The 25,135-nt window shown below is 59.4% G+C and carries 25 protein-coding genes and 2 riboswitches; of the genes, 20 read left to right on the forward strand and 5 right to left on the reverse strand.

What is annotated here, in order from left to right; genetic code table 11:
* Positions 1–8 precede the first annotated feature (8 nt).
* The 10 genes from KI613_RS09310 to KI613_RS09355 all read left to right on the forward strand — a co-directional run bounded on the left by KI613_RS09310 (position 9) and on the right by KI613_RS09355 (position 10,161).
* On the forward strand, positions 9–1,448 hold the full coding sequence (locus tag KI613_RS09310) for a mannose-1-phosphate guanylyltransferase/mannose-6-phosphate isomerase (protein ID WP_226405210.1): 1,440 nt from the start codon (positions 9–11) through the stop codon (positions 1,446–1,448).
* A 268-nt stretch (positions 1,449–1,716) separates the two neighbouring features.
* The gene (locus tag KI613_RS09315; protein ID WP_226405212.1) at positions 1,717–2,772 is read left to right on the forward strand and encodes a GSU2403 family nucleotidyltransferase fold protein; all 1,056 of its coding nucleotides are present in this window, start codon (positions 1,717–1,719) and stop codon (positions 2,770–2,772) included.
* A 119-nt stretch (positions 2,773–2,891) separates the two neighbouring features.
* A complete protein-coding gene (gene rfbB / locus KI613_RS09320; protein WP_226405214.1) occupies positions 2,892–3,950 on the forward strand; it encodes a dTDP-glucose 4,6-dehydratase in 1,059 nt (352 codons plus the stop codon).
* A gap of 2 nt (positions 3,951–3,952) precedes the next feature.
* On the forward strand, positions 3,953–4,840 hold the full coding sequence (gene rfbD / locus KI613_RS09325) for a dTDP-4-dehydrorhamnose reductase (protein ID WP_226405216.1): 888 nt from the start codon (positions 3,953–3,955) through the stop codon (positions 4,838–4,840).
* A gap of 14 nt (positions 4,841–4,854) precedes the next feature.
* Positions 4,855–5,733: a glucose-1-phosphate thymidylyltransferase RfbA gene (rfbA, locus tag KI613_RS09330; RefSeq protein WP_226405218.1), complete on the forward strand. Its 879-nt coding sequence runs from the start codon at positions 4,855–4,857 to the stop codon at positions 5,731–5,733.
* Positions 5,733–6,275: a dTDP-4-dehydrorhamnose 3,5-epimerase gene (gene rfbC, locus KI613_RS09335; protein WP_226405220.1), complete on the forward strand. Its 543-nt coding sequence runs from the start codon at positions 5,733–5,735 to the stop codon at positions 6,273–6,275. Before rfbA ends, rfbC begins: the two co-directional genes overlap by 1 nt.
* A 125-nt stretch (positions 6,276–6,400) precedes the next feature.
* Positions 6,401–7,840 carry a mannose-1-phosphate guanylyltransferase/mannose-6-phosphate isomerase gene (locus KI613_RS09340; RefSeq protein WP_226405222.1) on the forward strand — a complete coding sequence of 480 codons (1,440 nt, stop codon included), beginning with the start codon at positions 6,401–6,403 and terminating at the stop codon, positions 7,838–7,840.
* A gap of 105 nt (positions 7,841–7,945) precedes the next feature.
* Complete coding sequence (locus tag KI613_RS09345) at positions 7,946–8,482, forward strand: PEP-CTERM sorting domain-containing protein (RefSeq protein ID WP_226405224.1); 537 nt, start codon at positions 7,946–7,948, stop codon at positions 8,480–8,482.
* 66 nt (positions 8,483–8,548) lie between these two features.
* Positions 8,549–9,652: a sugar phosphate nucleotidyltransferase gene (locus KI613_RS09350; RefSeq protein ID WP_226405226.1), complete on the forward strand. Its 1,104-nt coding sequence runs from the start codon at positions 8,549–8,551 to the stop codon at positions 9,650–9,652.
* 149 nt (positions 9,653–9,801) lie between these two features.
* Complete coding sequence (locus KI613_RS09355) at positions 9,802–10,161, forward strand: VanZ family protein (protein ID WP_226405228.1); 360 nt, start codon at positions 9,802–9,804, stop codon at positions 10,159–10,161.
* A 15-nt stretch (positions 10,162–10,176) separates the two neighbouring features.
* Here KI613_RS09355 and epsA read toward each other — a convergent pair whose 3' ends face one another.
* Positions 10,177–11,082 carry an XrtB/PEP-CTERM-associated transcriptional regulator EpsA gene (gene epsA, locus KI613_RS09360; protein WP_226405230.1) on the reverse strand — a complete coding sequence of 302 codons (906 nt, stop codon included), beginning with the start codon at positions 11,080–11,082 and terminating at the stop codon, positions 10,177–10,179.
* 62 nt (positions 11,083–11,144) lie between these two features.
* Here epsA and KI613_RS09365 point away from each other — a divergent pair, with 62 nt between their 5' ends.
* The 4 genes from KI613_RS09365 to KI613_RS09380 all read left to right on the forward strand — a co-directional run bounded on the left by KI613_RS09365 (position 11,145) and on the right by KI613_RS09380 (position 15,153).
* The gene (locus KI613_RS09365; protein ID WP_226405232.1) at positions 11,145–12,566 is read left to right on the forward strand and encodes an undecaprenyl-phosphate glucose phosphotransferase; all 1,422 of its coding nucleotides are present in this window, start codon (positions 11,145–11,147) and stop codon (positions 12,564–12,566) included.
* A gap of 40 nt (positions 12,567–12,606) precedes the next feature.
* Positions 12,607–13,290, forward strand: coding sequence for a lytic transglycosylase domain-containing protein (locus KI613_RS09370; protein ID WP_226405233.1), 684 nt, complete (start codon positions 12,607–12,609; stop codon positions 13,288–13,290).
* Between the two features lie 183 nt (positions 13,291–13,473).
* Positions 13,474–14,472, forward strand: a complete 999-nt coding sequence (locus KI613_RS09375; RefSeq protein WP_226405234.1) for a DnaJ C-terminal domain-containing protein — start codon at positions 13,474–13,476, stop codon at positions 14,470–14,472.
* Positions 14,473–14,622: 150 nt separating this feature from the next.
* Entirely contained in the window at positions 14,623–15,153 is a 531-nt protein-coding gene (locus KI613_RS09380; RefSeq protein WP_226405235.1) for a PEP-CTERM sorting domain-containing protein, read from the forward strand.
* Positions 15,154–15,223: 70 nt separating this feature from the next.
* Here KI613_RS09380 and KI613_RS09385 read toward each other — a convergent pair whose 3' ends face one another.
* The 4 genes from KI613_RS09385 to gcvT form a co-directional block, all read right to left on the reverse strand.
* Positions 15,224–15,778 (reverse strand): DUF2946 family protein, encoded by a 555-nt coding sequence (locus KI613_RS09385; RefSeq protein ID WP_226405236.1) that lies wholly within the window; start codon positions 15,776–15,778, stop codon positions 15,224–15,226.
* Positions 15,778–18,684: an aminomethyl-transferring glycine dehydrogenase gene (gene gcvP / locus KI613_RS09390; RefSeq protein WP_226405237.1), complete on the reverse strand. Its 2,907-nt coding sequence runs from the start codon at positions 18,682–18,684 to the stop codon at positions 15,778–15,780. Before gcvP ends, KI613_RS09385 begins: the two co-directional genes overlap by 1 nt.
* A 106-nt stretch (positions 18,685–18,790) precedes the next feature.
* Positions 18,791–19,177 (reverse strand): glycine cleavage system protein GcvH, encoded by a 387-nt coding sequence (gene gcvH, locus KI613_RS09395; protein WP_226405238.1) that lies wholly within the window; start codon positions 19,175–19,177, stop codon positions 18,791–18,793.
* A 23-nt stretch (positions 19,178–19,200) separates the two neighbouring features.
* Positions 19,201–20,292, reverse strand: coding sequence for a glycine cleavage system aminomethyltransferase GcvT (gcvT, locus tag KI613_RS09400; RefSeq protein WP_226405239.1), 1,092 nt, complete (start codon positions 20,290–20,292; stop codon positions 19,201–19,203).
* 76 nt (positions 20,293–20,368) lie between these two features.
* Positions 20,369–20,455, reverse strand: a riboswitch (glycine riboswitch).
* Positions 20,456–20,461: 6 nt separating this feature from the next.
* Positions 20,462–20,550: riboswitch (glycine riboswitch) on the reverse strand.
* 109 nt (positions 20,551–20,659) lie between these two features.
* On the opposite strand from gcvT, the gene KI613_RS09405 reads away from it, so the two are divergent.
* From KI613_RS09405 to KI613_RS09430, 6 genes are read left to right on the forward strand one after another with little or no spacing between them, the layout of a single operon-like run.
* Positions 20,660–21,499, forward strand: a complete 840-nt coding sequence (locus KI613_RS09405) for a 3',5'-nucleoside bisphosphate phosphatase (RefSeq protein ID WP_226405240.1) — start codon at positions 20,660–20,662, stop codon at positions 21,497–21,499.
* Between the two features lie 2 nt (positions 21,500–21,501).
* On the forward strand, positions 21,502–22,128 hold the full coding sequence (locus KI613_RS09410) for an L-threonylcarbamoyladenylate synthase (RefSeq protein WP_226405241.1): 627 nt from the start codon (positions 21,502–21,504) through the stop codon (positions 22,126–22,128).
* 10 nt (positions 22,129–22,138) lie between these two features.
* Complete coding sequence (locus KI613_RS09415; protein ID WP_226405732.1) at positions 22,139–22,786, forward strand: site-2 protease family protein; 648 nt, start codon at positions 22,139–22,141, stop codon at positions 22,784–22,786.
* A gap of 9 nt (positions 22,787–22,795) precedes the next feature.
* The gene (locus tag KI613_RS09420) at positions 22,796–23,998 is read left to right on the forward strand and encodes a tryptophan--tRNA ligase (RefSeq protein WP_226405242.1); all 1,203 of its coding nucleotides are present in this window, start codon (positions 22,796–22,798) and stop codon (positions 23,996–23,998) included.
* Positions 23,998–24,288, forward strand: coding sequence for a lipid-A-disaccharide synthase N-terminal domain-containing protein (locus KI613_RS09425; protein ID WP_226405243.1), 291 nt, complete (start codon positions 23,998–24,000; stop codon positions 24,286–24,288). The genes KI613_RS09420 and KI613_RS09425 overlap by 1 nt, the downstream gene beginning before the upstream one ends.
* Positions 24,289–24,292: 4 nt before the next feature.
* A complete protein-coding gene (locus tag KI613_RS09430; protein WP_226405244.1) occupies positions 24,293–25,132 on the forward strand; it encodes a segregation and condensation protein A in 840 nt (279 codons plus the stop codon).
* Positions 25,133–25,135: the final 3 nt, after the last annotated feature.

The following is a 25,135-nucleotide window of genomic DNA, read 5'->3' on the forward strand; positions in this document are numbered from 1 at the left end:
GGATTTTCATGACCCAGATTCTCCCCGTCGTTCTTTCTGGTGGTTCCGGCACGCGTCTGTGGCCGCTGTCCCGGGAGAAATACCCGAAGCAGTTGTTGCCGCTGGTCGGCGAACAATCGATGTTGCAGGCGACGGTAGCGCGCCTCGACGGCCTGGCCGACATGGCCGGGCCGCTGCTGGTGTGCAACGAGGAGCATCGCTTCGTCGTCGCCGAACAAGTTCGCACGCTGGGTCTGCACGGCTCGGTCCTGCTTGAACCCTTCGGTCGCAACACCGCTCCGGCCCTTGCCCTGGCCGCCCTGTGGGCGGTGCGTGACGGAGAAGACCCGGTCCTCGTCGTCATGCCGGCCGACCACGACATCGCCGACGGCGCCGCCTTCCGTGACGCCGTCAGCCGCGCCGTCACCCTTGCTGCCACTGGCGTCACTGTCACCTTCGGGATCACCCCCGACTGCCCGGAAACCGGCTACGGCTACATCCAGCGCGGCCAGGCCCTGGCCGACGGCTCCGGCGGCTTCGCGCTAGCCCGCTTCGTCGAAAAACCCGACCGCCCGACCGCCGAAAGCTACCTCGACTCCGGCGACTACCTCTGGAACAGCGGCATCTTCGTCATGAAAGCCTCCGTCTGGATCACCGCCCTCGGGATCTGTCGTCCCGACATTCTGGCCGCCTGCCAAAAAGCCCTGGCCGGTGGCAAGACCGATGGCGACTTCGTTCGCGTCGATGTCGACGCCTTCAAAGCCTGTCCATCCGACTCCATCGACTACGCCGTCATGGAACGCCTGACCACCGGCGGCGCCGGCCTGCCCAAAGCCGCCGTCATCCCGCTCACCGCCGGCTGGTCCGACGTTGGCGCCTGGGACGCCCTGTGGAAAGTCCTGCCCAAATGCGGCCAAGGCAACGCCACCCGCGGTGACGTCATGCTCGAAAACTGTCGCGACACCCTGGTCGTCTCAGAAGGCCGCCTCGTTGCCTGCATCGGCGTCAGCAACCTCGTCGTCGTCGAAACCGACGATGCTGTTCTCGTCGTTCATCACGATGCGACACAAGACGTCAAAAAGATTGTCGACCGCCTCAAAGCCGACCAGCGCAGCGTCGCCCAATGGCACCGCAAGGTCTATCGCCCCTGGGGCTGGTACGACGGCGTCGATGCCGGCGAGCGCTTCCAGGTCAAGCGCATCGGCGTCAAGCCGGGCGGCACCCTGTCACTGCAAATGCACCACCACCGCGCCGAGCACTGGATCGTCGTCAGTGGTACCGCACGGGTGACCAGGGGCGACGAAACCTTCCTCGTCTCCGAGAACCAGTCAACCTACATCCCGCTCGGCATGACCCACCGCCTGGAAAACCCCGGTGTCGTGCCACTCGAAATGATCGAAGTGCAGTCGGGCAGCTACCTGGGCGAGGACGATATCGTGCGCTTTGAGGATACGTACGGGCGGAGTTGAGGGGCGGGTTTGGCGGCTGGCGGCGCTGGATGGGCTTGCTACGGTCAACCGGAAATTTGGGCTGATTTTGAAATGGTGTCGCCGGCTTATGGTCAATGCGGCGATCGTAGCCGCGCGGTGGTTCATCGTGGCATCACGCGATACGGCTCCCCATGAGGGTGCCTGTTTCGTCTTCAAATGTGATTGCCCCGAGAGGCTGACCGGTTTGTCATTCAATGTGTCGTTGTAGTACACTAATTTATGTGTACTACAACTTGCTGAACTGCTCATGGAATTGCAAAGCGCTGTTACTCAGACTCTCTATTCGCAATTGCTCGAAGAGGCGATGGCGTATGGCGTTTTGATCTTTGAGAATGGGGTAGTTGGCAGTCCTTACATCAATACGGCAAGAGGGAAGCGCTACGTCTATTGGCAGATCAAGTTGCCCGATGGTCGCTTCAAGCGAAAGTCGATTGGTGTTGAGAGTGACGCGACGACGGCAATGATCAGCAGTTTGCTTGAGCGTAAGAAAACGGCTGAGGATGCCATTGCCGGGCTGCGGGCAACGACACGCGCCTTTGTGGGTAGTGGCGGGATGTCTGTCGAACCGGCGCATTTCAAGGTGCTGGAATGGCTGGCTCGTTGTGGTCTGTTTTCCAAAGGCGTGGTGGTGGTTGGCTCGCACGCATTTGCCGGTATCGGCAATTCACTGGGGGTTCGTTGGGGCAGCAGCCTCAAGACAACTGACATGGATTTTGCGCGGCCGACCGGAATTAGTCTGGCAATCCCTGATTCAGGGGAGACGATTCGCGTTCCTGAGGTCATGAAGGAACTCGATGATTCGTTTTTTGAGGTTCCAAGGCTCAATCTTAAACACCCGTCGACATCCATGATGAGCCGGAAGACGAAGGTAAAGATCGATTTTTTGACAACCCAAAAGACATTGGACGACGATACGCCGCACTACTTTCCTGACCTTTCGATTGCCGCCGAGCCACTGAAATTCATGGATTACCTGATTGGCGGTCAACTGTCGCAAGGTTTGCTGGTTGGTTCCTACGCGATCCCGGTGACTTTGCCCGACCCGGCTCGCTTTGCGCTGCACAAGCTGGTGGTCGCACAGGAGCGGACAGCGTCTTTTCAAACGAAGGTTGAAAAGGATATCGCCCAGGCTTCCGAGGTGGTTGAAGCCTTGGTCGAAACAGGGCGAAGAGATGATCTTGAGTTGGCCCACACGGCCCTGCTTGCCTTGCCCTATGGTTCTCCAAAGGCAAGTTTGCAAAAATCGGCCGAGCGAATGCGTGGGGTGGCAAAGCAAACCGTGCTGGCGATGCTTGCTGGCTAGTCCGTAAGTGGCAAAGGACGGGGTTAAAGGAAATGGGGGGTTTGTCTTATAAACCCGGGATTGAAACCAAGGCGTCGTAGTAAATTGCCGTATGAATAGTCATTTTTGATGGAGCAGTCATGATTTTAGTTACCGGTGCAGCAGGTTTTATCGGCAGTAATTTCGTGTTGGACTGGCTGGCCCAGTCCGATGAGCCGGTCATCAACCTCGATGACCTGACCTACGCGGGTAACCTCGAGAACCTCGCTTCGCTTGATGGCGATGCGCGGCATATCTTCGTCAAGGGCAGCATCGGCGACTTCGATCTGGTGTCGAAGTTGCTGGCCGAGCACCAGCCGCGGGCGGTGGTCAATTTTGCTGCCGAATCGCACGTCGACCGCAGCATCCATGGCCCGGAAGACTTCATCCAGACCAATATCGTCGGCACCTTCCGCCTGCTCGAAGCCGTGCGGGCTTTCCACGGTCAACTGGAAAAAACGGCAAAAAATGAATTCCGGTTTCTTCATGTGTCGACCGACGAAGTTTACGGTTCGCTGGCCAAGGATGATCCGGCCTTTACAGAAACCCACCAGTACGAACCGAACAGCCCGTACTCGGCGAGCAAGGCGGCGAGCGACCATCTGGTGCGCGCCTACCACCACACCTACGGCCTGCCGGTACTGACTACCAACTGTTCCAACAACTACGGTCCTTACCATTTCCCGGAAAAGCTGATCCCGCTGGTCATCCACAACGCGCTGGCCGGCAAGGCGCTGCCCATCTACGGCGACGGCCAGCAGATTCGTGACTGGCTCTACGTCAAGGATCACTGCAGTGCCATCCGCCGCGTGCTTGAAGCGGGCAGGGTCGGCGAGACCTACAACGTCGGTGGCTGGAACGAGAAACCGAATCTCGACGTCGTGCATACGCTGTGCGCCATCCTCGACGAACTCAGCCCGCGCGCCGACGGCAAGCCTTACGTCGAGCAGATCACCTACGTCACCGATCGCCCGGGCCATGATCGTCGCTACGCGATTGACGCGACCAAGATCGAACGCGAACTCGGCTGGAAGCCGGCCGAAACCTTCGAAACCGGCATCAAGAAGACCGTGCAGTGGTATCTGGATAACCAGGCCTGGGTGGCCAATGTGACCAGCGGCGCTTACCAGAACTGGGTCGGCAAGCAGTACAGCGTCTGATCATGAAAATTCTTCTGACAGGCAAGAACGGCCAGGTTGGATTCGAGTTGCAGCGGGCTTTGGCGCCGCTCGGCGAGGTGGTTGCGGTTGATCACCAGGAATGCGACCTCGCCAATGCGGACGCCATCCGTCGGCTGGTGGCCGAGATCAAGCCGCAGGTGATCATCAATCCGGCGGCCTACACGGCCGTGGACAAGGCAGAAGCCGAGCCGGCTCTGGCCCGGGCCATCAACGGCACGGCGCCCGGCGTCTTCGGTGAGGAAGCGGCCCGTCTTGGCGCGCTGGTCATCCATTACTCGACGGACTATGTCTTTGACGGCAGCAAGTCCGGCGCTTATCTGGAAAGCGATGCGCCCAATCCGCAAAGCGTTTATGGTCAGACCAAGCTGGCCGGTGAGCAGGGCTTGCAGGCGAGCGGGGCGGATTACCTGATCTTTCGCACGAGCTGGGTGTTTGGCGCGCACGGCGCCAATTTTGCCAAGACCATGCTGCGTCTGGCGGCCGAGCGCGATGGCTTGAAGATCGTCGCCGACCAGTTTGGTGCGCCGACCTCGGCTGCGCTGCTGGCTGACGTGACGGCGCAGGTGCTCGGGCGCTACCAGCGCGAGGGCAGGGCGGGCTTCCCGTTCGGCCTTTATCACCTGGTCGCCGGTGGCTGCACGACGTGGCACGAATACGCGCAGACGGTGGTGCGCGCTGCGCAGGCAGCCGGCAAGCCGCTCAAGCTGACGGCCGAAGATATCCTGCCGATCACCACCGCCGATTACCCGCTGCCGGCGCCCCGGCCGAGCAATTCCCGACTCGACACGAGCCACCTGCGCCAGACCTTCGGGCTGGAACTGCCTGATTGGCATAGCGGGCTGGATCACGTGCTGCAACAAATTCTTTGATTTGAGGACACATCATGCGTAAAGGCATCATCCTGGCCGGCGGTTCCGGCACTCGTCTCTACCCGGTCACCCTGGCTGTTTCCAAGCAACTGCTGCCGATCCACGATAAGCCGATGATCTACTATCCGCTGACGACCCTGATGCTGGCGGGGATTCGCGACATCCTGATCATTTCGACGCCGCAAGACACGCCGCGCTTTCAGCAATTGCTGGGTGACGGCAGCCAGTGGGGTCTCAATTTGCAATACGCCATCCAGCCCAGCCCGGATGGCCTGGCCCAGGCTTTCATCATCGGTCGCGACTTCGTCGGCAATGGCGACAGCGCGCTGGTCCTCGGCGACAACATTTTCTACGGCCACGAGTTTGCCAACGATCTCGGTGAAGCCGGTGCCCAGACCAGCGGCGCAACGGTCTTCGCCTACCACGTGCATGATCCGGAACGTTACGGCGTGGTCGAGTTCGACAAGGCAGGGCAGGCGGTTAGCCTCGAAGAAAAGCCGAAGGTGCCGAAGTCGAATTACGCGGTGACCGGCCTCTATTTCTACGACAACCAGGTGCTCGACATCTCGCGTGATCTCAAGCCGTCGCCCCGTGGCGAGCTGGAAATCACCGATGTGAATCGCGTCTATCTCGAGCGCCAGCAGTTGAACGTGCAGGTCATGGGCCGCGGCCATGCCTGGCTCGATACCGGCACGCACGAAAGCCTGCTCGACGCCAGCCAGTTCATCGCCACCATCGAAAAGCGCCAAGGTCTCAAGGTGGCGTGTCCGGAAGAAATTGCCTTCCGCAAGGGTTGGGTCGATGCCGGCCAACTCGAGAAGCTGGCCCAGCCGATGATCAAGAACCTCTACGGCCAGTATCTGATGGGCTTGCTCAAAGAACGGGTGTTCTGATGCGCGCGATACCTACCGCAATTCCCGATGTGATCGCGCTCTATCCCAAGGTTTTTGGCGACGACCGCGGTTTTTTCTATGAGAGTTACAACCAGAAGGCCTTTCAGGAAGCCACCGGGCTGGATGTGACCTTCGTCCAGGACAACCACTCCAAGTCTGCCCGCAATGTCCTGCGCGGCCTGCACTATCAAGTGCAACATCCACAGGGCAAGCTGGTGCGCGTGGTGCAGGGCGAGGTCTTCGATGTCGCGGTCGACATCCGCAAAGGCTCAAAAACCTACGGTCAGTGGGTTGGTGAATTGCTGTCGGCGGACAACAAGCGCCAACTATGGATTCCGCCCGGCCTGGCCCACGGCTTTGTCGTGCTCTCCGAAACGGCAGAGTTTCTCTATAAGACCACCGATTACTACGCACCGGCGCATGAGCGCTGCATCGCGTGGAACGACCCGGATCTGGCGATTGACTGGCAACTCGTCGGCGAACCACTGCTCTCGGCCAAGGATGCGGCTGGGCAGCGGTTCAAGGATGCGGTTGGGGAGTAGGCGAGGTTTGTTGCCGTTCCCTGGCCATGCGGCCTGAGGACCAAGAAGTTCTGATCCGGATTTTGTTTTTGGGCTAAATTCCCAGTTGACCGTAGCAATCAACGTTTTCATAGGTGTGGATGTTCATGACCCAGATTCTCCCCGTCGTACTCTCCGGTGGTTCCGGCACGCGTCTGTGGCCGCTGTCGCGCGAGAAATACCCGAAGCAGCTGTTGCCGCTGGTCGGCGAACAGTCGATGTTGCAGGCGACGGTAGCGCGTCTCGGTGGCCTGGCCGACATGGCGGGGCCGCTGCTCGTCTGCAACGAAGAGCATCGCTTCGTCGTCGCCGAACAAGTCCGCACTCTCGGTTTGCAAGGCTCGGTCCTGCTTGAACCCTTCGGCCGCAACACTGCCCCGGCCCTCGCCCTGGCCGCCCTGTGGGCCGTCCGTGACGGCGAAGATCCCGTCCTCGTCGTCATGCCGGCCGACCACGACATCGCCGACGGCGCCGCCTTCCGTGACGCCGTCGGCCGCGCCGTCACCCTGGCCGCCACCGGCGTCACCGTCACCTTCGGCATCACCCCCGACTGCCCGGAAACCGGCTACGGCTACATCCAGCGCGGCCAGGCCCTGGCCGACGGCTCAGGCGGCTTTGCGCTAGCCCGCTTTGTTGAAAAGCCCGACCGCCCGACCGCCGAAAGCTACCTCGACTCCGGCGACTACCTCTGGAACAGCGGCATCTTTGTCATGAAGGCTTCAGTCTGGATCAGCGCCCTCGGGATCTGTCGCCCCGACATACTGGCTGCCTGCCAAAAGGCCCTGGCCGGCGGCAAGACCGACGGCGACTTCGTTCGCGTCGATGTAGAAGCCTTCAAAGCCTGCCCCTCTGACTCCATCGACTACGCAGTCATGGAACGCCTGACCGCCGGTGGTGCCGGCCTGCCCAAAGCCGCTGTCATCCCACTCACCGCCGGCTGGTCCGACGTCGGCGCCTGGGATGCCCTGTGGAAAGTCCTGCCCAAATGCGGCCAAGGCAACGCTACCCGCGGTGACGTCATGCTCGAAAACTGTCGTGACACCCTCGTTGTCTCGGAAGGCCGCCTCGTCGCCTGCATCGGCGTCAGCAACCTCGTCGTCGTTGAAACCGACGATGCCGTCCTCGTCGTCCACCACGACGCGACACAAGACGTCAAAAAGATTGTCGACCGCCTCAAAGCCGACAAGCGCAGCGTCGCCCAATGGCACCGCAAGGTCTATCGCCCCTGGGGCTGGTACGACGGCGTCGATGCCGGCGAGCGCTTCCAGGTCAAGCGCATCGGCGTCAAGCCGGGCGGCACCCTGTCACTGCAAATGCACCACCACCGCGCCGAACACTGGATCGTCGTCAGTGGTACCGCACGGGTGACCAAGGGCGAAGAAACTTTCCTCGTCACCGAGAACCAGTCGACCTACATCCCGCTGGGCATGACGCACCGCCTGGAAAACCCTGGCGTCGTCCCGCTCGAAATGATCGAAGTGCAGTCCGGCAGCTACCTCGGCGAGGACGATATCGTGCGCTTTGAGGATACTTACGGGCGGAGTTGAGGGGCGGGCTCTCAAGCTTTTAGTCTGAATGGACTATTGTCATAAAGACCGCCACAACTCACTATTCTTTCTGAATAGTTATTGATTTTCAGAAAGCGTATTCCCATGAAAAAATTCATTTCCGGTATGGCTCTTGCCGTCGCTGCCGTTTCCGCGTTTGCTGCGCCCGCTCCATCCGCTTCGCTGACGACCTCAGGTGCAACGTTTGCCGAGTTTACCGGGACCACCGTTGGCAGCAACGACATCAACGTCAACAACACGCTGTTCTGGATGTACGAAGGTAGCAACCTCGGTTTCAACAGCTATTTGCTGATGTTTGATCCGCTCTCCAATGGTTCGATGGCTGGTTCCGTGTCCTTCTCCGGCAATATTGCCTACGTCGCTTCGGCGAAGCTTGCCCTGGTTGGCACTGACTTCCTGTTCGGCAAGCCAGGTGTGACGTACGACTGGAAGGCCAACTCGGGTCTCGAAGCCGCCGATTCGTTCAGTGTCACTGGCAATACGCTGACCTTGAGCTGGACAGGTGCAAGCCCCGGCGACAACATTCGTGTTCTGACTGCCGTGCCGGAACCGGAAAGCTACGCCATGTTCCTGGCCGGCCTGTGCCTTGTTGGCGCCATGGTTCGCCGCAAGAGCATCTGATCGTAACGTTCAGCTTGCAGAATGCCGCCTTCGGGCGGCTTTTTTTTGTCTATAAGGAGTAGTAGCGTGGCAAAGGGAATGATTTTGGCGGCAGGCCAGGGAACGCGGGTTCGTCCATTGACCAAGGATTGGCCGAAGCCGATGGTGCCGATTCTCGGCAAGCCGGTCATGGCTTACCTGATCGAGCATCTGGTGCGCTACGGCATCACCGACATCATGGTCAACGTGGCTTATCACCATAAAAAAATCGAAGAGTATTTCGGCGACGGCCGACGCTGGGGCGCCAATATCGGCTATTCCTATGAAGGCGTTTGCGATCATGGCGATATTCTCCCCCGGCCCAAGGGCTCGGCCGGTGGCATGAAGGCGATTCAGGATTTCAGCGGGTTTTTCGATGAAACGACGCTGGTGATCTGCGGCGATGCGATTGTCGATCTCGATATCGGCGCAGCGTTGTTTGAGCATAAGAGCAAGGGGGCGCTGGCCAGCGTGGTGACGCTGGAAGTGCCGAACGATCAGGTGCAGAACTACGGCATCGTGGTGGCTGACGACGATGGCAAGATCGAATCCTTCCAGGAAAAGCCGAAGCCTGCTGAGGCCAGGTCGAAGCTGGCGAGCACCGGGATCTATATTTTCGAGCCGCAGGTGCTGGATCTGGTGCCGTCGGGTGTCGAGTTCGATATTGGCAGCCAGTTGTTCCCGCTTATGGCGGAAAAGGGCTTCCCGTTCTACGCCCAGAGCCGTTTCTTCAACTGGATCGATATTGGTCGAGTGACCGATTACTGGTCGGTACTGCAGCGCGTGCTGCGTGGCGAGGTGGCCGAGATGGACATGCCGGGCAAGGAGATCATGCCGGGTGTCTGGGTTGGCCCGAATGTCTCGATCAATTGGGATAGTTCGAAAATTGTCGGGCCGGTTTATATCGGCTCAAGCGTCAGGATCGAGCCAGGTTGCTCGGTCATCGGTCCGGCCTGGATCGGTCATGGCAGTCATCTGCGTCAGGGCGCCAAGGTGATTCGTAGCGTGCTCTTCGAGTACACTCGCATCGGCGAGGGTATGGAGTTCTCTGAAATGATCGTTTCACCCCGTTATTGCGTAGACCGCGCCGGCGACACGACCTATGTCGGCGATGACCGCTGCAAATTGCGCTGGGGTGATGCGCGGGGGTGATTTGTTGTCAGCAGACCCCGCCCCGACACCAGCCCTTGAAGAGGAGGGCGTGGCTATCCATGTGATTGCCCAAGGGCGACGGATCCCTCGTGGCGAGGATACAGCGATAGCCTTTCCAGTTGGCACATGGTTGTTTTTTGAGGAACGATATGGATGCAGAGCGCATGATGGCGAATCAGCCTTGGGTACGCAGCCGTTTCTGGCTGGTGGCGGGGCTGTTTGGCGTGTCAGCGTTGTTCGTGCTGGGGGCGCAGCCCTTCGCTGTCGGGATTATCCCTTCGCCGTTTGACAAGCTGGCGCATGCGCTGTTGTTCGGCTGCCTTTTTCTTGTGCTGGATAGCGCGCTGGCGTTGCCGCTCTGGCTGGTGCTGGTGACTCCTTTGCTGATTTCAGCGGCCGATGAGTTTCACCAGCTTTTCTTGCCTGGCCGACAGCCGGATCTGGCTGACTGGTGGGCGGGCTTGTGCGGGGTTTTGCTGGCCGCCTGCTGGCGTCATTTCCGGCGCTGACTGACCGAGTTTTGCCTAGGCAAAGCGGTAGTTATTTTCCGGCAACCCATTGTTGGCAATGTCTTCCAGCTTGCCGACCGCCTGGGCGCGGTTGCTGACGTTGATCTTTTTGAAAATCCGCTGCAGGTGGTTTTTGACCGTGAATGAGCTGATGTCAAGGATCATACCGATTTCAATATTGGTCTTGCCGCTGCGAACCCATTCAAGAATCTCGATTTCACGTGTGCTGAGGCCTGACTTGATCAGGGTGTTGATCAGCTTGGGGGCGGCGACCTGCTCGGGTTCGTAGATCGGCAGGCCATCGGTTTTCCGGACGGCAGCATCGACATGGGGAAGGAGTAGCTCAAAGAGCTTTCTTTCCTGCTCGCTAAAGCTGCCATCCCGTCTGAGCAGGATGTACAGATGATCCGCCTTGAAGCGGGTGTCTGGAATTGCATGGAATAAAATGTGTTTCATTTCATGTAATTCTGATTTAAGAATTATTGCATCAATATTACTGTCACTTACGCTGGACATGGAGGCTGATGTGACCCGGCCTGATCCGGCGACCCAATGCTGGTGAACTCCGTTTCTGAAGTCATGAATGATGCTATGCAGAGGCTTTGCGCTACGTATTCCGGGGATCGCAGAAACAATGTCATAGTGATAGGTTTCACCACCGATTGCGCCGCTGAAGCAGATGAGAACGTCATGCTGAATGGCTTCCTGGAAGTCACCCTGTAGCCATAGAAAGAGCTGAAAGTGGCTCTGGATGGACAACGAGTTATGCATGATCCGGACAATCAGTTCAGGATCGAGTTTTGGCTTGCTGGATGCCATATCACTGGTGTATATCCGTGGTTTGGAGCCTGCATTATGCGATAGTCTTTTTTTTGCAATGTGGACTATTTCACGAACAATTAAAATGTTGCAGTGCGGCATGGCCTTGCACTTGGGATACAATTTGTCCTGGTTAAATACTCAATAAGTCTTCGGTTAATGCCATGAACATTTTGTCCTCCTCGCGTTTCGGTGGTGTTGCCTCGAATCGCCCATTTCTGGGTATGGAACGGGTTGGTGGGGCATTGTTTCGACTTTTTGAATCGCTGGTCGATCCAATTACGGTGCTCGCTACGCTTTTTGGGCTGATGCTGTGGTTTCGCGATGACCAGTACGCCCATTACGCGGTGCTCGGGGTGCTCGTTTTTTCGCTGACCTTTCCGGGCAAGAGCCTGATTCAGGAGACGGTGCGGGGCAGTATCCGCGAGGTCCTTATCAGTTGGATGGGGATCGCCGCACTGTTGATATTTTTTGGCTTGGCAACCGGGCTTTATAAGCAATTTCCGGAAGAGGTTTTGTTTAATTGGCTATGGATAGCGCCTGTCGCCCAGTTGGCTGGTCATTTCCTGTTCCGGATCACGATGCCCGCCGTGCTTGCTGCGAACGGCTTTCCGAAGCGGGCTATTGTGGTTGGCTGCAACGAATTGGGCCGCCATCTGGCAACCGAGATTGATGGTCATCCGATGCAGGGCATCAAGCTGAACGGATATTTCGATGATCGCGACCTCGAGCGACTCGATATGGGGCAGGGTCGCCTGATTGGGCGTTTTTCAGACGTCGCTGACTACGTCAAGGCCAACAAGATTGATCTGATCTACCTCGCCTTGCCGATGGCGACGCAGCCGCGGATTCTTTCCTTGCTCGAATCGCTGAACGACACGACGGCTTCGGTTTATTTTGTGCCGGATATCTTCGTCACCGACCTGATTCAGGCGCGCATGGATGCAGTTGGCCGGATGCCGGTGGTTGCCGTGTGCGACACGCCGTTTTCCGGGTTGAATGGCATCGTCAAGCGTCTGAGCGACATCGTTCTTTCCATCCTGATCCTGATTTTGATTTCGCCTGTCCTGCTCGTCGTCGCCGGTCTGGTCAAACTGAGTTCGCCTGGCCCGATCATTTTCAAGCAGCGCCGCTATGGTCTCGATGGCGAGGAGATTATGGTCTACAAGTTTCGCTCGATGAGCGTGTGCGAAGATGGTCCGAACGTGGCCCAGGCGCGCAAGGGCGATGCCCGGGTGACACGCATTGGCGGCATTCTTCGCCGGACTTCGCTCGACGAGTTGCCGCAGTTCATGAACGTCTTGCAGGGGCGCATGAGCATTGTCGGCCCACGGCCGCATGCTGTCGCTCACAATGAGATGTATCGCAAGCTGATCAAGGGCTACATGGTTCGCCACAAGGTCAAGCCGGGTATCACCGGCTGGGCTCAGGTCAATGGTTATCGTGGCGAAACGGAAACGCTGGACAAGATGCAGGCGCGTATCGACTACGATCTCGAGTATCTGCGCAACTGGTCATTGCATCTCGATCTTTACATCATTTTTCGCACCGTCCTGCTTGTCTTCAAGGACGCGAGCGCCTACTGAGGCCAGGCCGATGACATTTTCGGCTTTCCGGAAAAGATGTTTGCCGGCTTTCGTGGTGCTGGGCCTGCTTGTTCCTGTGCTTGGTCATTCTGCGGAGACAGTCGCGCGTCGGGACAACCCGCGCGTACACCTTCGGCTGGACAAGCGCCCGGTAGCACCAAGCCCGTTTCGCCTGGAGATTCAGCGTTCGGACTATCGGCTGAATACCGGTGCGGTGACTGAGGCGATCACTCCTCAGAAAAAAGGCTCGGCGCTCTCGGCGATGATTGATCGCCATGCCAATCAAAAAGGGCTCGATCCGGCGCTGGTCCATGCTGTCATTCGCGCCGAATCAGCCTATCGTCCCGATGCGCTTTCGCCGAAGGGGGCAATCGGCCTGATGCAGGTCATGCCGGCGACCGGCAGACGCTTTGGCGTCAGCGATCTCGATGTGCCGGAACGCAATCTGCTGGCCGGCACGACTTATCTCCGGCATCTGCTCGATCGTTTTGACAATGTGCCGTTGGCGCTGGCTGCCTACAATGCGGGCGAAGGGGCAGTGAGCCGCTTTGGCAACAAGATTCCGCCTTATCCGGAGACTCAGGGCTATGTTCAGGGAATTCTTCGCTCGTACCGGAAGGAACTGAGTCTGGATACCCCCGTGCCGACCCTCTATACGGATGGTGTTCGCCTCGCTGCAGACGATCTGGCGCCGTATCGCCTGGTCAATACAGGCCGGTATTGAGGCCTCGTCCGCCTTCTGATATCTGCTTGGGGCGGTATTTTTGTCGAGTCGGCGGAATGGTGGCGCGGTCTTTTATAATGGTCCCCTTCTGTGTCTCATGAATGGCAATCAGACACAGGCTTTTGACCCCATGTGCATCGGCAGTCTCGCGTTGTTGTGGGGCTGGCCTGGTCAATGCAGTCAATGAATTCCAATCCCCATGAAATTCTCGGTGTTTCGCCCGGGGCTGCGCCGGCCGAGCTGAAGCGCGCCTATCGGCGGCTGGCCATGCGCTGGCATCCGGATCGGAGCGATCATCCGCAGGCTACAGAACGTTTCAAGCAGATCAATGCTGCTTACGAGCAGTTGCTTGCGGTCGATGCCGAGGATGTTGATGAAGCTGAAGCGCCTCAGGCCGAACCCAATGAAAGCATGGCAAGGGCTGCCGATATTCGGCTCAACCTTGAGGTCAGCCTGGAAGAGGCTGCCGCCGGCTGCCGCAAGACTATCCATTACACGCGTGGCAATGCCTGCCCGACCTGCGAGGGCACGGGCGAACACGGCATGACCAGAACGCGCTTTTGCAGTGCCTGTCATGGTAGCGGCCGGGTGCATGACGCCAAGCGCAATCTCGTCCGATGCGAGGAGTGTGGCGGGCGCGGGCTGTTTACCGAGCGTATTTGCAAGGATTGTGGCGGCAGCGGCCGCGAACTGGCTGAGGTCAGCCTGGAAATTCGCGTGCCGCACGGCATGTTGCCGGGCGATGAACTACGCCTTGCCGGGCAGGGCGAGCCGAGTGATGACGAGCTGCAGGCTGGCGATCTTTACCTGACGATCGTCATTTGCTCGCATCCGCTTTACCAGTTGCGTGGTCGCGACCTGTATTTCCAGATGCCGGTCAGCGCGCTGGCCATGATGGCCGGTGGTGATGTCGATTTGCCTTCGTTGGCTGGCGTGATCTGCCGTTCGCTGGATGCCGGCGCAGCAGAGCGTCGGCAGTTGCGGCTGGCCGGCAAGGGCTATCCGGGGCGCGGCAAGAATCACTCAGGCGATTTGGTGGTCGAGCTGGAGCCTGTCTTCCCGAGCAAGCTCAGCGTCCGACAACGCAAACTGCTGTTGCAGGCCAATGCGGCGCTGCTTGACGATGCGACGGAGTCTCTACCGAAGATTGCCGATTGGCGAAATGCTCACGGCATGACTTGATCAGCGGCATCGCAGGTTAGTCCATTCAGACTATTGTGCTGCTTTCTGGTTGCTTATACCATTTGCCTAATATCTCAATGAAAGTTACCCGTGACACTCGCATCCCGTCTTAAGCCACTCGTTCTTGCCGCTTCCCTAGTGGCCTCTACCATGGCGCTCGCAGCTTCCGGTGATTTTGTAGTTGATGCCAATGCAAATAGTACCGGTGGGGGCGTTGGTGTGGCGACTTTTGCGCTGCTTGCCGGTCAGGAGTTTTCCGTTTCGGTTGCTGCCAACGATCTTTGGAGCGCTGGCCCCCTCCCGCGTTGGTCAAACGCTGATGGTTTGGTGGGCGATCTATTCTACACAGCCGGCACTGATTCGGAAGTTCCGGTTTATGCAATTGGCACCCAGATTGGCCAAGCCTTTTCGCAACACGGCCAAGGCGGTCTGAGCGCTGCTTACGGAAGTCTGGTCGGGCAGATTGGTAACGGAAGTTTTTTCAAGATTGGCACGAGTTATAGCGGTACGGCTACTGCAGCGGGTATCTTGAACCTCTACTATTTCGACTCCATTAATTCGGATAACACGGGCAGCATTTCGGCTCACGTTTCCGCAGTTCCCGAGCCGGAAACCTATGCCATGCTGTTGGCCGGTCTCGGCCTGTTGGGTGGCATTTATCGTCGCCGCAAACAAAAGTAAGCCACGATCTTCGCATGTTCAGACAAACGGGAACTTCGGTTCCCGTTTTGCTTTTCTGGCTGCCGGCAGGCTATTGCGCTACTGCTCGCGGATCGGGTTGGAAATTGAAACATCCGGCGACCTTGTTCCGGTGAATGCTTTGAACCGGTAGTAGGCCCCATGAGATATTGATCACGCCTTCACCAGCCATCAACAATAGCCAGTCTTCTTCTTTAACTGCTACGTTCCTGCCTTGCCGGCATTGATCGAGAAAAACCGGTAGTTCGCGGTCGTCGAGCAGTCCTATACCCAGGCTCGTTTCGAGCAGGATGCTGCCTTCTTCGTCGAGGTAAATGGCCTTGATTTCACCGGCTGGCTTGCCGGTGTGGCTGACGAAGGACTCGCCGTCGCGGTGGAAGACCCATGGGGTGTAGGCCAGTTCAACGAAAACCCGTTGCGGGCCGTTCTGCAGAAACCAGCAGCCTGACTCGTCACAACCGTACTGCCGGTTGATGAAGTTGATCAGGCCGCTGTGCGTCACGCGCTCCCCTTGCAATCGCCAGTCGCCCCGCCGGTCGAGCGACAGCCAGTCGTAACAGGCGGGGACGTTGGGCCACTTGGCGATGGCGGAGAGATCGACGGTCATTAGTCGGCGTAGGCTTCCATCGGCGGACAGGCGCAGTTCAGGTTGCGGTCGCCGTACACATCGTCGATGCGATTGACGCTCGGCCAGAACTTGTTGGCAGCCACCCAGGGCAGCGGAAAGACGGCTTGCTCGCGGCTATACGGGTGTTTCCAGTCGCCATCAATGACGTCCGCCTGCGAATGCGGAGCATTCTTGAGCGGGTTGTTGTCAGCCGACCAGACGCCATTTTCGATCTGGCGGATTTCCTCACGGATGCTGACCAGGGCTGCGATGAAGCGGTCCAGTTCAGCCTTCGATTCGGATTCCGTCGGCTCGACCATGATCGTGCCCGCCACCGGGAAGGACACTGTCGGTGCGTGGAAGCCGTAGTCCATGAGGCGCTTGGCGATGTCGGTTTCGCTGATCCCGGTCGCTGCCTTGAGCGGGCGAATGTCAAAGATGCACTCGTGGGCGACGCGGCCGTTCTTGCCGACGTAGAGCACGGGGTAATGGGCCTTCAACTGCTGGGCAACGTAGTTGGCGTTGAGGATGGCGACTTGCGTGGCCTTCTTGACGCCTTCACCGCCGAGCATGGCGAGATACATCCACGAAATGGTCAGGATCGAGGCCGAACCGAACGGGGCGGCGGAAACGGCGCCCTGACCGGCATTGACGCGGTTGGCGTCGCCCGTTGGCTGGACGGCGTGGTCGGCCATGAATGGCGCCAGATGGGCCTTGAGGCCGATCGGCCCCATGCCCGGTCCGCCGCCGCCGTGGGGGATGGCGAAGGTCTTGTGCAGGTTCATGTGGCTGACGTCGGCGCCGATGAAGCCGGGCGAGGTCAGGCCAACCTGGGCGTTGAGGTTGGCGCCGTCCATGTACACCTGGCCGCCGTTGGCATGGACGATGGCACAGATGTCGCGCACCGCTTCCTCGAAGACGCCGTGGGTGGACGGGTAGGTGATCATCAGGCAGGCGAGGTCATCCTTGTGTTCCTCGGCCTTGGCCTTGAGGTCGGCGACATCGACGTTGCCGCTGTCATCGCAATCGACAACGACGACCTTCATGTTGGCCATCTGCGCCGTGGCCGGGTTGGTGCCGTGCGCCGATTTCGGAATCAAGCAGACGTTGCGGTGAGCTTCGCCACGGCTGGCGTGGTAGCGGGCAATCGCCACCATGCCGGCATATTCGCCCTGGGCGCCGGAGTTCGGCTGCATGCAGATGGCGTCGAAGCCGGTGATGGTCTTCAGCCACTCGGTCAGGCCATCGATCATTTCGAGATAGCCGACGGCCTGATCGCGCGGCGCGAACGGGTGCAGGCCACCGAATTCCGGCCAGGTGACCGGGATCATTTCGCTGGTCGCGTTCAGCTTCATGGTGCACGAGCCGAGCGAGATCATCGAGTGGTCGAGGGCCAGGTCCTTGTTCTGCAGCGACTTGAGGTAGCGCAGCATCTCGTGTTCGGTGTGGTGCGTGTTGAATACCGGGTGCTGGAGCACGGCGTCACTGCGGATCAGCGCGTCGGGCAGGGCAGAGTCGGCGGCGGCGACCTGGGCGTCGATGGCGTCCATGTCCAGCGTGACCTGGGTGATCAGCTTGAACAGGGTGGCGACATCAGCTCGCGTCGTGGTTTCGTCGAAAGAAATGCCGAGCACACCGGCCGAGACGCGGCGCAGGTTATAACCGGCGGCCAGGGCGTCGTGATAGACGGTTTCAGCGCGGGCGCCAAGGTCAAGATGCACGGTGTCGTAGAACTGCTTGGTCAGCAGGCTGACGCCGGCGCGCTTGAGGCCCTCGGCGAGGATCGCAGTCAAACGATGGATGCGGCCGGCGATGGTGCGCAGGCCTTCGGCGCCGTGATAGACGGCGTACATGCCGGCCATGTTGGCGAGCAGCACTTGCGAGGTGCAAATGTTGGAGTTGGCCTTCTCGCGGCGGATGTGTTGCTCACGGGTCTGCAGGGCCATGCGGTAGGCCGTCTTGCCGCGGGCATCCTTGGACAGGCCGATGATGCGGCCCGGCATCGAGCGGACGAAGGCTTCGCGGGTGGCGAAGAAGGCGGCGTGCGGACCGCCGAAGCCCATCGGGATGCCGAAGCGCTGGCTCGAGCCGAGGGCGATGTCGGCACCCATGGCGCCGGGCGACTTGAGCAGGACCAGCGCCATAAGGTCGGAGGCGACGGCAACGGTCGTGCCCTTGGTCTTGAGGGCGGCGATGGTCGCGGTCAGATCGCGGACTTCGCCGTTGTCGCCCGGGTACTGGAGCAGGGCGCCGAAGAAATCTTCACTTTCGATTTTTGGGCCATTTTGCGGGTTGACCGTGGCAATGACCAGTTCGAAGCCGAAATAGCCGGCGCGGGTCTTGACCACGTCAATTGTCTGCGGGAAGCAGTTGGCATCGACCAGAAAGCGATTGGATTTCGACTTGGAAACTCGACGCGCCATGGTCATTGCTTCGGCTGCGGCGGTGGCTTCGTCGAGCAGTGAGGCGTTGGCGATTTCCAGGCCGGTCAGGTCGACGACCATCTGCTGGAAATTCATCAGTGCTTCGAGGCGGCCCTGGGCGATTTCAGCCTGGTAAGGCGTGTAGGCGGTGTACCAGCCCGGGTTTTCCAGAACATTGCGGACGATGACTTTGGGCGTCATGGTGTCGTAATAGCCCATGCCGATGCAGGACTTGTTGACGACATTCTTGCTGGCGATGGCCTTGAGGTCGGCTAGTGCTTCGTGTTCGCGACGCGGCGCGGGCAGCGGCAGGTCAGCCGGCAGGCGGATGGCGGCGGGGACAGTCTGTTCGATCAGCTGTTCGAGACTCTCGGCCCCGATGGCGGCCAGCATGGCGGCCATTTCGGTTGAGCACGGGCCTATGTGACGGCCAATGAACTCGTCGTGCTGCTCCAGGGCTGAAAGGGGAAGATTCAACGGCATGGGAATCCTTGCATAGAAATACTTGAATACGTCATCCCCGCGCAGGCGGGGATCCTGTGGTTTGATGTTTCCGGGCTCCCGCTTGTGCGGGAGCGACATGCAGCTTTCAGGCGGCGTCAGCGACGGCCTGGTAAGCAGCAGCGTCAAGCATCTTGTCGAGGTCGGCGGCGTTGTCCGGGGTCAGCTTGAACAGCCACGCGGCGTAGGCGTCCTGATTGACCGATTCCGGCGCATCGGCAGCCGCTTGATTGACTTCGGTGACGGTGCCGGAGATCGGTGCATAGACGTCAGCCGCAGCCTTGACGGATTCGACGACGGCGATTTCCTTTTCGGCATCGAAATGGGCACCGACTTCTGGCAGTTCGACGAAAACGAGGTCGCCAAGAGCTTCTTGGGCGTGGTCGGTAATGCCGACGGTGACGGAGCCATCAGCGTTGAGCAGCATCCATTCGTGGGAGGCGGTGTACTTGAGGTTGGCGAGGACGTTGGACATGGTTTTCTCCTGAATGGGGTGAATTAGATGACTGCTTTGCCGTTGCGGGCGAATACGGGTTTGGTGACCTTGGCCTTGAGCGCCTTGCCACGAATATCGACTTCGACTTCTTCGCCGATCTGCACGCCGAGCGGCAGGCGGGCGAGGGCGATGGACTGCTGGAGCGTCGGCGAGAAACTGCCGGAGGTGATTTCACCGTCGCCGTGCGGGGTCATGACCTTCTGATGGCCGCGCAGCACGCCCTTGTCGAGCAAGATCAGGCCGAGGAATTGTTTCTGCTGGCCAGCCGCGGTCAACGCGGATTTACCGACGAAATCACGATCGGTATTGAGCGAAACGGTCCACGCCAGACCGGCGTCGAGCGGCGAAACCGTTTCATCCATGTCCTGGCCGTAGAGATTCATGCCGGCTTCGAGGCGCAGCGTGTCGCGGGCACCGAGGCCGCAAGGGACGACGCCGACGGCATTGAGCTTGTTCCACAGTGATTCAGCTTCGCCGGCAGGCAGCATGATTTCGTAGCCGTCTTCACCGGTGTAGCCGGTGCTGGCGATGAAGTACTGATCGACTTCAGCGGCGAAGAAAGCCTTCAGACCTTCCGTCGCAGCTTTGGCCTGCGGCAGCACTTCCCAGACCTTGGCCCGGGCATTCGGGCCCTGCACGGCGATGATGCCGAGATTGTTGGCTCCGTCGCGGCGCTGGGTGATGGTCACGTCGAGTTTCCACTCGGTGACCTTGGCCTGCATCCAGGCCAGATCCTTTTCGGCGGTGCCGGCATTGACGACGATGCGGAAGCGCGTGTCGGTCAGGAAATAGATGATCAGGTCGTCGATGACACCGCCAGCGTCATTGAGCATGGCCGCGTAAAGCGCCTTGCCGGAAACCTTGAGTTTGGCCACATCGTTGGCGACGAGGCGGGAGAGGAAGGGGCGGCAATCGGCGCCGACGACGTCCACCGGGCACATGTGCGAAACATCGAACATGCCGCAGTTGTTGCGTACGGCATGGTGCTCCTCGATCTGCGAGCCGTAGTTCACTGGCATGTCCCAGCCACCGAAATCGACCATCCGGGCGTTCATTGCGCGGTGAGCGGCATTTAAAACCGTTTTCTTCAGCATATCAATCCTTTGCAGGCATTTGTTAATGCCAGTTCTAGAAACGAAAAAGGGGTGAAACGAAAGATCGGATCTTGCGTTTCACCCCTCTGTCCTCGATACCTGAGAGATTTGCCCCATCGGTGGATGCCAGCAGTAGCCGCCATCGCTCTCCAGAGTTTTTTGGCTTGCGCCGTGTTCCGCGGTCCTTTTGCCTGAGCGTTTTCGGGTGGTTTTGCGCCTTCGGCGGCAGACGGATCTGCGCTCTCCCACGGAACGGGTGGCACTATAACGGGATGCTGCTGTCTGATCAACCTGCTGCACCGCACAAGGGCCTCGGGGCATGGCCTCCTTCGTGCTAGAATCTTCGTTTGCCTTCAACTGCTTACCTGTGACGCCTGCCAATTTCGATTTTCACTGCCACTCCATCGTTTCTGACGGCTTTCTGCCGCCTCAGGTGGTGGCGCGGCGCGCGGCGGGGAATGGGGTTGATCTTTGGGCGCTGACCGATCACGACGATCTCGGCGGTCTGGTTGAGGCCAGAGCAGCAGCTGAAGAAGCGGGCATGGGCTTCGTCAACGGTGTCGAAATCTCCATCGAATGGCGCGGCGTGCCCATCCATGTCGTTGGCCTGGGTTTTGACGCAGCCGATCCAGCATTAAGTGGCGGCCTCGACGAGTTGCGCGTCGGACGTGTCGAGCGGGCCAAACGGATGGGCGACGCGCTCGCCGCCATCGGCATACCCGACGTCTATGAAGGCGCCCTGTGCTTCGTGACCAATCCAAGCCTGATATCCCGCGCCCATTTTGCCCGCTATCTTGTGTCGATCGGCATTGCTCGCGACGTGTCTGGCGTATTTCAGCATTACCTGACCCCCGGCAAACCGGGCTATGTCGATCATCGCTGGGCGACGCTCGAAGAAGCCGTCCGCTGGATCAGCGGCGCCGGCGGGGTGGCAGTTGTCGCGCATCCTGCACGCTACAAGATGTCGGGTGCCGACATGCGCCGTTTTCTTGATGATTTCAAGGATGTGGGCGGGCAGGGGATCGAAGTGACCTGCGGCAGCCATTCACCCGACCATGTCATGCATTTTGCCCGCCTGGCCCGGCACTACGCATTTCACGCCTCACGCGGCTCCGATTTTCACGGGCCGGAAGAAAGTTATGTTGACCTCGGCAAGCTTCCGCAATTGCCGGAAGACTTGAAGCCTGTCTGGCGTCTGGTGGTCTGAGCATGGCTCGCGTCGTCAATATTCATCCGGAATCGCCGCAGCAGCGTCTGCTCGCCCAGGCCGCCGACTTCATTCGCAAAGGCGCCATCGTCGCCCTGCCGACTGATTCCTGCTACGCCCTCGGCTGCCATCTCGGTGACAAGGAAGCGCTGGATCGCATCCGGCTGATCCGCCAGATGGATGAGCGCCATCATCTGACGCTGATGGTCCGGGATCTTTCTGAAATCGCCCATTTCGCGCGGGTCGACAACGCTCAGTATCGTTTGCTCAAGGCGGCGACGCCGGGCAGCTACACTTTCATTCTCGAAGGCTCCAAGGAATTGCCGCGCCGGGTCATGCATCCGAAGCGCAAGACCATCGGCCTGCGTGTGCCGGATCATCCGGTGGCGCTGGCCTTGCTCGAAGAACTGAACGAGCCGTTGCTGACGACGACCCTGCAATTACCGGGCGACGAGCTTCCTCTCACCGAGGGCTGGGAAATCCAGGATCGACTCGATGACCAATTGGAGCTGATTCTCGACTGCGGTCCTTGTGGCACCGAACCGACGACGATTATCGACCTGACCGGGGCGGTGCCGGAGTTGGTCCGGGCTGGTCGCGGTCCGCTTGAGCTTTTCGGGTTGGGCTGAGATGCTGGATATCAATGCCATCGTCCAGACCATCGCGATTCTTGCGCTGCCGCTGGTTTTCGCCATCACCTTGCATGAAGCAGCCCACGGCTACGCTGCTCGCCATTTCGGCGATCCGACCGCCTGGCAGGCCGGACGGATCAGCCTGAATCCTTTACGCCACATCGATCCAATCGGCACCATCCTGATTCCGCTCAGTATCCTGTTGTTTTCCGGCGGCAATTTCCTGTTCGGCTATGCCAAGCCGGTGCCAGTCGATTTCAATCGCCTGCGTGATCCGAAAAAAGACATGTTCTGGGTTGCCGCCGCCGGTCCGGGTGCCAATCTGCTGATGGCCTGCCTGTGGGCGCTGGCCTTCAAACTTTCGTGGTTGCTGCCGCAGTTTTTCAGTACGCCGCTGGCACGCATGGCTGAAATGGGTATCCAGATCAATTGCGTGTTGATGGTGCTCAATCTGTTTCCCTTGCCGCCGCTTGATGGCGGGCGGATTGCCGTCAGCCTGCTGCCGCATTCGATAGCCTGGAAATTTGCCAGGCTTGAGCCCTGGGGCTTTCCGATTTTGCTGGTGCTGTTGTTCACCGGTATCCTCGGCGCAATCATGAATCCGCTGGTCAATACGTCAGCCGGGCTTATCGCACTCATTTTTGGTCTCTACTAAATAAATAATATGTACGCAGAACGTGTTCTCTCCGGCATGCGCCCGACCGGGTCGCTGCATCTTGGCCACTACCATGGCGTTCTCAAAAACTGGATCGAACTCCAGCACGAGTATCCCTGCCTGTTCTTCGTCGCTGACTGGCATGCGCTGACCACGCAGTACGATAACCCGCAGGGTATCGAGAAGGCCTCGATGGACATGGTGGTCGACTGGCTGGCGGCCGGTGTCGATCCCAACCAGGCGACGCTGTTCGTCCAGTCGCGGGTGCCCGAGCACGCCGAACTGCACCTGCTGATGTCGATGATGACGCCGCTGAGCTGGCTGGAGCGCGTGCCGACCTACAAGGACCAGCAGGAAAAGCTGGCCGGCAAGGATTTGACGACCTACGGCTTCCTTGGCTATCCGCTGCTGATGAGCGCCGACATCCTGATCTACCGCGCCGACAAAGTGCCGGTCGGTGAGGACCAGATTCCGCACGTTGAATTCACCCGCGAACTGGCCCGTCGCTTCAACCACATGTATGGCCGCGAGCCGGGCTTTGAGGACAAGGCGCGCGAAGCCGTCAAGAAACTGGGCAGCAAGAAGGCGCGCCTTTATGAAGAAATGCGCACCCGTTTCCAGCAGAACGGCGACCGCGAAGCCATCGAGCAGGCGAAGGCTGTGCTCGATGAAGTGCAGCACCTGTCGATGGCCGACCGCGAGCGCCTGTTCGGCTACCTCGAAGGTACCGGCAAGATGATTCTGGTCGAGCCTGGTTACCTGCTGACCGAAGCCTCCAAGATGCCGGGGCTGGATGGCCAGAAGATGTCCAAGTCGTACAACAATACGATCACCATGCGCGAATCCGAGGAATCGGTAACCAAGAAGGTACGCAGCATGCCGACCGATCCGGCGCGCGTGCGTCGCACCGACCCGGGCGAGCCGGCCAAGTGCCCGGTCTGGCAATTGCATCTCGTCTATTCCAACGATGCTTGCAAGGAGTGGGTGCAGCAGGGCTGCCGCACGGCCGGGATTGGTTGCATCGAATGCAAGCAGCCAGTCATTGACGCCATCCTCAAGGAACAGGCGCCGATGCGCGAGCGCGCACAGGTTTATCTGGACGATCCGACGTTGGTCAAGAACATCATTGCCGACGGCTGCGAGAAGGCGCGTGAATACGCCCGCGAAACGATGCGTGACGTGCGCGAAGCGATGGGGCTGGAATACCACTGATGTTCGATATGGACTGGGAAACGCTGATCTGGATTGGCATCGGCTTCGGCGGGCAGGCGCTGTTCATGATGCGCTTCGTTATCCAGTGGTGGAGCAGTGAAAAAGCCAAGATGGTCGTCATACCAGTGTCGTTCTGGTATTTCAGCCTGGCCGGCGGCATCGTGCTGACCATTTACGCCATCCACCGCAAGGACCCGGTTTTCATCTTCGGCCAGGCACTCAGTCTGGTCATCTACGTTCGCAACCTGCATCTGCATTACAAAGGCAAGGGCCGCACTGCGGCCTCCTGAGCGCATGAGCGACGTCCTCGAAGTGCTTCCGGTTGGCGAAGTCGAGCCAGTGGCCCGTGTTTACGGGCAGCCGCTCGAGCAGATGCCGCTTGATCTGTACATCCCGCCGGATGCGCTGGCCATCATGCTCGATGCCTTCGAGGGGCCGCTTGACCTCCTGCTGTACATGATTCGCCGCGCCAACATCGATATCCTCGATATCCCGATGGCGCCGCTGACCCGGCAATATCTCGATTACGTCGAGGCGATGCGGGCGAGTAATCTCGAGCTGGCCGCTGATTACCTCGTGATGGCGGCGATGCTCATCGAAATCAAGTCGCGCATGCTGTTGCCCCGGCCGAAGCTGGGCGAGGGCGATGACGCAGAAGATCCGCGTGCCGAGTTGGTTCGCCGGCTCATGGAGTACGAGCAGATGAAGCTCGCCGGCCAGAATCTGAATGCGATGCCGCAGGCCGAGCGCGAGTTTTTCTGGGTCGAGACGCTGGTCGAAAAATCGCTGCTGGTCCGTCAGCCGGAAGTCTCGGTCGATGATCTCAAGGAGGCCTGGATGGCGGTTGTCCGTCAGGCTGGCCTGAAAAAGCACCACCAGATCGGGCGCGAAGAATTGTCGGTGCGCGAGCACATGGGCATCATTCTGCGCGCCTTGCAGGCCAAAGGTGGTTTTGTTCAGTTCGAGACCCTGTTCGACCCTGAAATGGGCGTACCGGGTCTGGTTGTCCATTTCATTGCCATGCTTGAACTGGGCCGCGAAAAACTGATCGAAATCACCCAGACCGAAGCCTTTCAACCCATTTACGTCAGAGTGCATCAAGGTGGAACCGAGCCAGGTCAAGAGAGTGCTTGAGGC

It is taken from the genome of Ferribacterium limneticum (assembly GCF_020510585.1).
GTDB lineage: Bacteria > Pseudomonadota > Gammaproteobacteria > Burkholderiales > Rhodocyclaceae > Azonexus.